This is a genomic window from Hymenobacter agri (assembly GCF_054778495.1).
Genome location: NZ_BAAGZM010001311.1, coordinates 1 through 526, shown reverse-complemented (window position 1 = coordinate 526; position 526 = coordinate 1). Strand labels below are relative to the sequence as shown.

Below are 526 nucleotides of genomic sequence, written 5' to 3'. Positions count from 1 at the left end.
CCGGGTTGCCGCCCACTGTGGCCGAGCAGCTGGCGGTGCAGCCGTTGGCATCGGTCACCGTCACCGAGTACGTGCCGGCGCCGATGCCGCTCACATCCTGCGTCGTAGCCCCGTTCGACCATTGGTAGGTGTAAGGAGCCGTGCCGCCCGCCACCGTCAGGTCGATGCTGCCGCTGCTGCCGTTGCAGCACGAAGGGCTGGTGAGCGTGGTGCTCAAAGCCAGGGCGGCCGGCTGCGTTACGGTGCCCGAGGCCGTGGCCGTGCAGCCCAGCGCGTCGGTGATGGTGACGGTGTAGGTGCCTGCGGCCACGTTGGTCAAATCCTGGGTGGTGGCCCCATTCGACCAGCGGTAGGAATAAGGAGCCGTGCCGCCCGCCACCGTCAGGTCGATGCTGCCGCTGCTGCTGGCGCAGCAGGTAGCTGCCGTCACGGTAATGCTGGGCCGCATGGCCGGGTTGCCGCCCACTGTGGCCGAGCAGCTGGCGGTGCAGCCGTTGGCATCGGTCACCGTCACCGAGTACGTGCC

At 69.0% G+C, this 526-nt stretch carries 1 protein-coding gene; it reads right to left on the bottom strand.

What is annotated here, in order from left to right:
• Positions 1–526: SprB repeat-containing protein (locus ACYVDE_RS25965; protein ID WP_460504379.1), on the bottom strand; the 526-nt coding region annotated here is incomplete at both ends.